We start from the raw sequence: 8,629 nt of genomic DNA, 5'->3' as shown, positions 1-8,629 counted from the left end.
TAGCGGCCTAGGACACTGCCCTTTCACGGCGGTAACAGGGGTTCGAACCCCCTTGGGGACGCCATTTTTATGGCAATGTCTTTGAATACCAAAGTTGACACTTTAGTCAAACGCGTAAAAATTACCCTAAGTAGCGATACAACTCGAATAATTTTTATCGTACCCTATTACCACGCATAAGTATTTCTAACGTCCTCATGATTTATTTTCTGTAAAAAAGGTAACTTACATTGAGTAAGTTACCTGAATTAGACTGCCTATTTACTACCAGAAACTGCAGCAAGGTTAGAGTTGATGATATTGGCGGGTACGGTGAGTAAAAGTGGTGAACTCCAGCTATTTCCCCCATTAATACTAATATATGAGAAAGGAAAGAGGTTTGACGGATTAGTTTGCCCAGAACCAATAGTAGAACAAAGAATTCCATCATTACCGCAGAACACTCCATTTAATGTGTTGCCATCAAATCCTTGTGGTATAGCAGGTAGAATAGGGGCACTCCAGGTACTGCCACTATTATTACTCGTATAAGCAAGATTGTTTAGCACACCACCAATAGTTACATATCCAGTAGCAGTACAAAGTCCAGAATTGCTACAAGACACTGCTAATAACTCGCTATCTTCACTGGATGCTGGGGAGGGTAAAATGGGAGCACTCCAAGTTGAACCACCATTAACTGTTGTATAAGTAACTGGGACGGGAATTCCTGTGGTCTCATCAAATGAGGAACCTACTGCGCTGCATGTCAATCCGGAGCTATCGCAGGAGACTGATGATAGAGTATTGGTAAAACCAGGCTGTGTCGTTAGAATGTTTGCTGTACTCCAACTAGAACCTCCAGAAGTACTACTATAGCTTATTGGTGCTCCTGCATGAGTACCGACAGCGACGCACTGGAGACCAGAGCTGCTGCAAGCGACACTAGACAAAGTTGAATTTCCTGACAGGGGCGTGGGCAATATAGGGCTACTCCAGGTTGCCCCACTATCCATGCTTGTGTAAGCTACTGCAAAAGTTTTAGGTGGGACCCTCGTACTGCCAACAGCAACACAGTTCACTCCGGTATTATCACAAGCAATACCTGGGAGCGGTACTTGTGTAGCACCCGCAAGTACTGATGGAAATACAGGAGAAGACCATGAGTTTCCACCGTCTTTACTGTTATAAATCATGGGTTGGGTGGCGCTTATTCGGCCAACCGTGACGCAATTAAGACCTGAGTCATCACAAGTAACATTGTTCAATTGGCCTGTACCTTGTAGCTGAATTAGTGGGCTCCATGAACTGCCTCCGTCAGTACTAGTGAAAGCAATTGGCATGTTTTGACCATTTATGCTAGCAAGCCCAACAGTCACTCTTCTTATAAGTGGTGCAGTTGATAAGGTAACCTTTAACTTATCTTCTTCACTGGGTTGAGAGCAGAGAAACTGATCTGGGTTATTATTTCCAGGTCCTATAGTTTTACATACTTCAGGTCCGCCATTTATTCCATTGGATGGAATCGCATTACCGTGAATGACCAAGCTTAATTGGCAATCTTGACCTGGTTTCAGGGTAAATGGACTAGAACAAGGTTTAGTAGCTCCAGTGCCTTGGCTGACCCCTTGTATTGCTTTAAAAGTTAAAGTTCGTTCATATTTGGTATTATTAATGATTGTATAACTCAGAGTAATAGTACCCTTGGGATAAACTTGATGTTCCCCTTTTGCTGTTGCAAGAATGGAAAATTTGGGTTGAGGTTTAGGTGCTGCATGTAGGATGACTGGCGTAAAAACAGCGCTACTTAGTAAAAAATAAATCCATTTTTTATTCATTTTCAATCCTTAGATTAGATAACTTAAGCTAAATTGCAATTGATTCGTATACAAATGATTCATACCAGGGCCATTGTTCAGTGTTTGCCCAGGCGCTCGTCCAAGATAGCTTTTTCCCCAATCTGCAAATTCATATCCAATACCGACCTGCCACCTAGAATAGAACTCTTTTTGGATCCCTGCACCTACTGTATAAGTAAATGCAGTATGAGTATGAGAAGTAAATCCCGGCGCAGGAATTTCTTCAACTATTTTAGGGGTAATGGTGAAGTTGTGCGCACGGTTAAAACCCACTCCTAAGCTTCCACTAATATATGGATTTACAGGAGCATTGAAATGACCAATCAACTTTCCTTTGGCAGCGATATGAGTATGATTGATTTTATAGGTGTAGAAAAAATTATCGAAATCTGGATCAGCATCTTCCCATACATCACCTTTCAATTTTGCATTAGATGTTACCGCGGCAGCTAAACCCAATTGACCGGTAAATGTAGCATTTAATGCGTGTTGCAAACCATAGAAAATCTCTCCATCAAAAAGGGTGCTTGTATTTTCATTTGCAGTGTATGTTTTTTCAACATCTGATTGTAAGAAGAAGGTATTTGTTTCGCCAGTATCAGTCCAGGCTGGGCCTAGGCTTAAGGTGATAACTTGTGTCCAGGGCGAACTAACTGGTCCCATAGTACCTGAAAAGCTATTTTGAGCAAGCGTTGTCGCAATAAGTACCGTAAGAGTCTTTGTTATATCCATTTTATTCTTAGTTCTCCATGAATTAAAAAAAGATGATAATCTATTTTGGGAAGACATCCCAGCTTGGAATAATAAAAATCGAAAACTCAATAAGGTAATGATGTACTCTCAAAGTCTTTCGAAAATTGTTCGTGTATTAAATCCAAACAATCGCTCATGCATTCTATAGGCATACTCATCAGTCATGTTAGCCAGGTAATCACAAACAATTCGGTAGGCAACAGTTTCATCTTCTGCTTGTTTAAATAAAACTCGATTTTTGTTGTCTAATAAACTACCAGGATTTGAGCTGATGGCATCGAAAAGCCTAAGAACTACTGTTTGGCCACCATATTCAAAAGTACGGGCTTCTTGGGAGTCAATGACATTATTGAAGATGCATTGTTTTAAATAATTCAGCAGAGCATCTGCTTCAGGAACAAGTGCTAAATTATATTTAAGTAAATTATTCTCGAATTGTTCATTGGTCGTTATGATTTGAGTCGAGGTAATAAAATAATTGACCATTTCTCCTATGGTCTGCTTTCTTGAATAATGATCCTGAGAAAATAGTGAGTCTATCAACTGGTTTTTTCGATTACCTAAAATGGTATTACTTAATAACTGTCTAAACTCTTGGGTATCCAGATGTGCGGCATTGATAAGACGTAAATGAATGGCGTCTTCAAGATCATGAACTCCATACGCAATATCATCAGCAATGTCCATAATGGAGCAATCAAAGCTATGGTAGGCTGATTTTCCTGCTTTTGTACCATGCGGTGCTTGCGACAACGATTGAAATAACTCTTTGTCCCTATCAGAAAAAGGTGACAACAACCAATCAATCTCTGGCTGCTCACAATCAAAATAAGCTTTAGGTGGTAACCAGTCATTAATTTTGATGGTTTTATGAATGGACTCATGTACTGGAGGGTGTTTTGGGGCGACGACATTAGAGCGCTTCACAGGGTATTTTAAAATACCAAGCAATGCACGTCGGGTTAAATCAAGACCATAGGTTCCATAACTACTTTCAACCTTAGTGAGTAGGCGCAATGTTTGTCCGTTTGCTTCAAACCCACCATAGTTTCGCATCATATAATTGAGGGCTACTTCACCGCCATGTCCGAAAGGTGGATGGCCAATGTCATGCAGTAAGCAAATCACAGAGATCAGGTCATCATTAGGTAGTAAACCCGCTAAAACAATTTGTTTTTCTTGGTTCATTAAGAGGTTGTGTACAATACTGCGCCCGATTGAATCGACCTCTAAAGAGTGGGTCAGACGAGTACGGTGAAAATCACCTTCATCTGTTCCTAAAATTTGTGTTTTTCTTTGTAATCTTCTGAAGGCGGGGCAGTGAATTACGCGGGTGCGGTCTCGCTCATAAGGATCTCGATGATCCTGATTTCCCCTTTGATTCGTTTGTCCTGAACGTCGATGTGTCCACATAAGTTTTTATTGTCGAAATAAGAAAAAAATTACTGTAAGACATAATTTGTTCTTTAACAATACAAATTTCTAAAGTTTTTTCTAATTATGTAGATATAGTAGGCAGGGAGCAAATAAAAAGAACTATAACTAGGGGAATGACAATGAATAAGAAAATAAACTTAGCGCTCACAGTAATTTGTGCGTTTGCTATGTCTTCCTGTACGAAAGATAGTGATACCATCTCATATCCAGCATTTTCATATGTTGATATCACACAACAACCTTATAATATAAATAGTTACAATATGACGAATTATGATTATAGATATCAACAAAAACGGGAAGTAAGCGTTCCTAATTCATATCATGTTGGAGAGCTGCATTCTCCTGTTTCTTTTAAAGACAGAGATCAGACTTGGGTAAATAGTCAAAATCCTCAAGCTTATACAATTGAATTGACTGAAGGGGATAAAGCATCTCACGTGGCGCAAGTCCTGTATAAAGCACCCAAAAAAAATCGGATGGCCCAGGTGAAATATGATCAAGATGGGAAAACCCGATATAAAGGGGTATATGGAACCTACAGTACCTCCGAAGAAGCACAAAAAGCGTTAAATTCGTTACCTCCTGAACTAAAAGGTGGTGCTTCAGTGGTTAATTGGAGCAGCGTGCAACAATAATATGAATAAAAAATTAATCGAGTGAAGACATCAGCATCGGCTTCACTCAGACACCTTCTCGGGGATTGTATATGCTAGCTAATGTCAAAATACCTTAATCTACGTCTGCTAAATTGTAGCCTTCACCCAGGCTACTTTTTGACTACCAGCAAGCGTAAAGCCTTTTTGACGTCTGTTGTAAATATGGCCATATTTCTGCAATTTAAGCGGTGACTACGATTTTACCTACTTGTTCATTGGACTCCATGTACCTATGTGCGTCGACTATATGTCCCAAAGAGAACATTTGAGCAATTTGAGGATGAAATGATCCATCTTGTAAGCGGTCAAAAATATATTTTTCTGCTTTTTTACGCACATCGGCTTGGGATACAATTTCAAAAAGCGTATAACCTCTCAAAGAAATGCCTTTATTTAACGCGGCGAAAAGTGGAAATGGAGTAATCTCTTCTAAAGACAAGTTACCATAAACAAAAAGTGTTCCGCCTGGAGAGAGTGCTTCTGCTAAAGTCTCAACGCCTTTGCCAGCGATTGGATCAAAAACAATTTTTACTCCGGCGCCTTTAGTTATTTCACGTACACGTTCAGGAAGATTTTCTTCATTGGTGACAATGACATGATCTGCACCTAAAGAGAGTAGCTCAGCTTTTTTCTTAGGGGTTCGTGTAGTAACAATACTTATTGCACCTTGAGCACGTGTCATTTGAATGGCAGCAAGTCCTACGCTACTACTTGCTGCAGTAATTAAAACAAAATCATTTTTAGCAAGCGCACCATAATGTATCAGGGCTCCATAAGCGGTCATATATTGCATCCAAATGGACGTTCCCTCTGCATAGGACAATTTCTCAGGATATGCTGCGAGTGCATATGCAGGAACTATTGCTACTTCCCCATACACACCATATTTACCAAGATCAAAACAAGGAACCGTGCTGTATGTTTTGCCAATTATTTTTTTATCTACATCTGGACCGACTGCTTCAACCACACCAGAGGCTTCATAGCCAATTTTTGATGGAAAATGGGGTTGTATTAAATAACGTCCGGTACGAAACATAATTTCAGCACGATTTAAACCAATTGCATGAACACGCAAGCGAACTTCGCCTTTCCCTGGTTCTGGCAATGATACTTCTTCGAGCTTTAATACCTCTGGACCTCCAGTTTCGTGAAAACGAACAATTTTAACTGATGAGTTTGACATAAATTTCCTTATTTTTATGAATTATTTGAATAGCATATTAAACCCGGGCTCCACTACGCTGCACCCAGGCTACAATTAATAATCTAGGCTACAATACAGATTAAGTTTTAGAAGCTGAGCTAATCAGAATCGATAAACGTGTTACACCTGGTGTTTTCGAACGGTCTGCTTCAAATTGTTTTACTGTAATCGCATAGCGTTGATTTATTTTATCCAACCAAGTAATAAATAAATTAAAAGCAACTGCATCAAAAGTCAGCTGAATATCTCCTGAGCCAGTTTGTTGTAACTGATAAGGAAATTTTATAGTCGAATCGTTTTTTAGTTGTGTAGCGAGGGCGGTTAATAGTTGGCTGTTATCAACTATTTGTTTTTTTGTTTGCTTTGCATTGTTTTGTTGTCTGATTTTGTTCATCCACTCGAGCGTAGCGGTTTTTTCGACGAGTTGGGTTGATTTTTGGTTTACTTGTTGACTCAACGGGCTATATAAAAATAAATAATATACATAAAGAAAGAGGCACACTGCTGTTCCAATCAACATCCATTTTTCGCGATCATTCAGTGTGCTTAAATAGGCTTTCACATTAACTCCAAAGTGGCTACAACGTGTTGTTCACGTGTTGATGCTTGGGTTTGTTTCACTTTAAGTTGCAGCTTTCTTAATTCATTTTCCAATTCTTCTAAACTGGCAAAGTCAGTGCTGACTAAGGTGACTGATAAAGTCTTATTCTGATAACGTAATTGCTCCAGAGTATTATGTTCATTTTTCATTACCTTGGCAAATTGGTTCAGTAAGAACCAAAAGCGATTTTGTTCTTCGGTATTATTGCTTTTTAACAGTTCTGTGATGCGAAATTTAGGGCTAATAACTTGTTTTGCGTCAGGGAAAAACTCACGATAAACCACAGCAATTTGTCCATCAACTTTCTGAGTTTCTTTATTAAGTAGATGCAATTTAACGCCATTTGTTACAAGGAGAGAGATTAGCCAAACCAAAAAAAGAGCACCGAGAACCTGATATCCTTTTTTTAGTAAATCCGCTTTATTCCCATGCTGCATTTCCCCTTGGCAGAGATTCAGTAACTTCGATTTTAATATTCTTTGTGCAATCCACGTGTAGGATGTTTCTTGACTCTTAGGTAATGATGAATCATTTTGGATTGTACTGTCAGCAAAAAGTAAGGGTTGATGTTGCGGATGGTTTTTTAGATAGATATGAGCTAACTCTCCAGAAAGAGCGCCTTTGAAATCATCTGTATTAATTAGTAGTGTTGTTTCGCAAACACATAATTCTTGTGGTTCTAAAGCAAACCAATCCACGGTAATTCCAGAAAACTCTATTTCTTGCTCATTGAGAAATAGCATAAGATAACGAATGCGCTGTTTGCTTATCACAGCAACCAGATATTGATTATTTTGATATCGTGCTTTATCAAAAGCAAAATGAAGTTCATCTACGGGCTGCGCTAATTTCTCTTCTAAAGCATAAGGAATTGCAATGCGTGCTTTTCTATCTGGAAGCCACGAAAACTCAAGATTAAGAAGGCTGACGTGCTCACATGTTTCAATGACTAAGGTTTTACATTCTGTCTGTAATGACTTAATTTCGACAAAACTACGTTGTGCAGGTGGTGCAACTAATGCTCCATCTGCATCCATTTTGAGGCAGAAGCATCCTGCCTCATCAAGATGTTTTGCAAAGAGAAAAAGAGTATCCATTCTTAAACATAAGCTCTATGTTTTTTTATATTTACGGCAGCCCACTGCTGTTTTAATTGTTGTGATAACAGATAAACCACAAGTGCATACTGCGGACTTGAATTGTACCGGGTTATCACAAAGAAATTGGGATAAGCAATCCAAAATTCGTTTCCTTTTGCAGTGACTAATTCAATCAAAGCGGCGCGTGAAGGATGATTATGTGCTGCAGTCATAGGTTTAACTCCATTTGCAATCAATTGTGTGTAATAGTAATTGGTTTTTCTAGGATTTACTTGAATTCGTTTATAACGAGTACCTACTACCATAGCATGCTGAGCTACTCCATCATTAGGTCTCCAACCATGATGGTAGAAGTAATTAGCAATGCTTCCGATAGAGTCCGCATTGTTAGTTACAAGATCACGTTTGCCAGTATGATTAAAATCAACAGCGAAGTTACGGTAACTGCTCGGCATAAATTGCGGCTGGCCTATGGCACCAGCATACGAACCTTTATATTGCGTTGCAGGAACGCCATGTTCGCGACAAAGGAGCAGGTACTCTTTTAATTCTTTGGTAAAATAAGGCGCGCGTTTTGGATAATTAAACGCCAGTGTTGCTAGTGCATCAAGAACTCGATGTTCCCCTTGCTTTTCCCCGTATAAGGTTTCCACTCCTAAAATTGCAATAATAATTTCTGGAGGAACACCATATTTTTTTTGTGCTCGATCAAGTGCCTTTTTATTAGCTGCCCAATAATCTAATCCACCCTTTAGACGAGCAGGGGTGAGAAATAAATCTCTATAAACATCCCAGTTTTTCTTTTCATAGGGTTTTTCCATTGATTCAATGATATCGGGTTGGATAACGACCTGATTCATTGTTGCTGTAAGCTCTTTGGCATTAAAGTGGTATTCCTTAACCATACTTTTAATAAAAAGCTGCACATCTTTTCTTTGTGTAAATGCGGTATTTGAATAAGTTGAGAAAGAAAGAAGTAGCAGCGTTATTGCCATAAACCCCAAACTTGATATTCTTCGCATAGCGCACCCTAA

The 8,629-nt window shown here is 39.1% G+C and carries 8 protein-coding genes; 1 reads left to right on the top strand and 7 read right to left on the bottom strand.

What is annotated here, in order from left to right; translation table 11 throughout:
- Positions 1–257: 257 nt before the first annotated feature.
- The 3 genes from BGO44_RS10260 to BGO44_RS10250 form a co-directional block, all read right to left on the bottom strand.
- Positions 258–1,817 carry a WD40/YVTN/BNR-like repeat-containing protein gene (locus tag BGO44_RS10260; protein WP_273199620.1) on the bottom strand — a complete coding sequence of 520 codons (1,560 nt, stop codon included), beginning with the start codon at positions 1,815–1,817 and terminating at the stop codon, positions 258–260.
- Positions 1,818–1,826: 9 nt separating this feature from the next.
- On the bottom strand, positions 1,827–2,570 hold the full coding sequence (locus BGO44_RS10255; protein WP_273199618.1) for an outer membrane protein: 744 nt from the start codon (positions 2,568–2,570) through the stop codon (positions 1,827–1,829).
- 108 nt (positions 2,571–2,678) lie between these two features.
- Complete coding sequence (locus tag BGO44_RS10250) at positions 2,679–4,004, bottom strand: anti-phage deoxyguanosine triphosphatase (protein ID WP_058510041.1); 1,326 nt, start codon at positions 4,002–4,004, stop codon at positions 2,679–2,681.
- Positions 4,005–4,147: 143 nt separating this feature from the next.
- Between BGO44_RS10250 and BGO44_RS10245 the strand changes: the two genes are divergently transcribed.
- Positions 4,148–4,666: a hypothetical protein gene (locus tag BGO44_RS10245; RefSeq protein ID WP_058510042.1), complete on the top strand. Its 519-nt coding sequence runs from the start codon at positions 4,148–4,150 to the stop codon at positions 4,664–4,666.
- Between the two features lie 202 nt (positions 4,667–4,868).
- Here the strand turns inward: BGO44_RS10245 and BGO44_RS10240 are convergent, their stop codons facing one another.
- From BGO44_RS10240 to mltB, 4 genes are all read right to left on the bottom strand, one after another.
- Entirely contained in the window at positions 4,869–5,873 is a 1,005-nt protein-coding gene (locus BGO44_RS10240; RefSeq protein WP_273199616.1) for a zinc-dependent alcohol dehydrogenase family protein, read from the bottom strand.
- Between the two features lie 100 nt (positions 5,874–5,973).
- Complete coding sequence (gene lspM, locus BGO44_RS10235; protein ID WP_058510044.1) at positions 5,974–6,456, bottom strand: GspM family type II secretion system protein LspM; 483 nt, start codon at positions 6,454–6,456, stop codon at positions 5,974–5,976.
- Positions 6,453–7,592, bottom strand: coding sequence for a type II secretion system protein GspL (gspL, locus tag BGO44_RS10230; RefSeq protein ID WP_058510045.1), 1,140 nt, complete (start codon positions 7,590–7,592; stop codon positions 6,453–6,455). The genes lspM and gspL overlap by 4 nt, the downstream gene beginning before the upstream one ends.
- Positions 7,593–7,594: 2 nt before the next feature.
- Positions 7,595–8,617 carry a lytic murein transglycosylase B gene (gene mltB, locus BGO44_RS10225; RefSeq protein WP_058510046.1) on the bottom strand — a complete coding sequence of 341 codons (1,023 nt, stop codon included), beginning with the start codon at positions 8,615–8,617 and terminating at the stop codon, positions 7,595–7,597.
- Between the last annotated feature and the right edge of the window lie 12 nt (positions 8,618–8,629).

The organism is Legionella sp. 39-23, from assembly GCF_001897665.1.
GTDB lineage: Bacteria > Pseudomonadota > Gammaproteobacteria > Legionellales > Legionellaceae > Legionella > Legionella steelei.
Note: the sequence above shows the minus strand (reverse complement) of the source record. Positions and strands in the feature narration are given on the sequence as shown.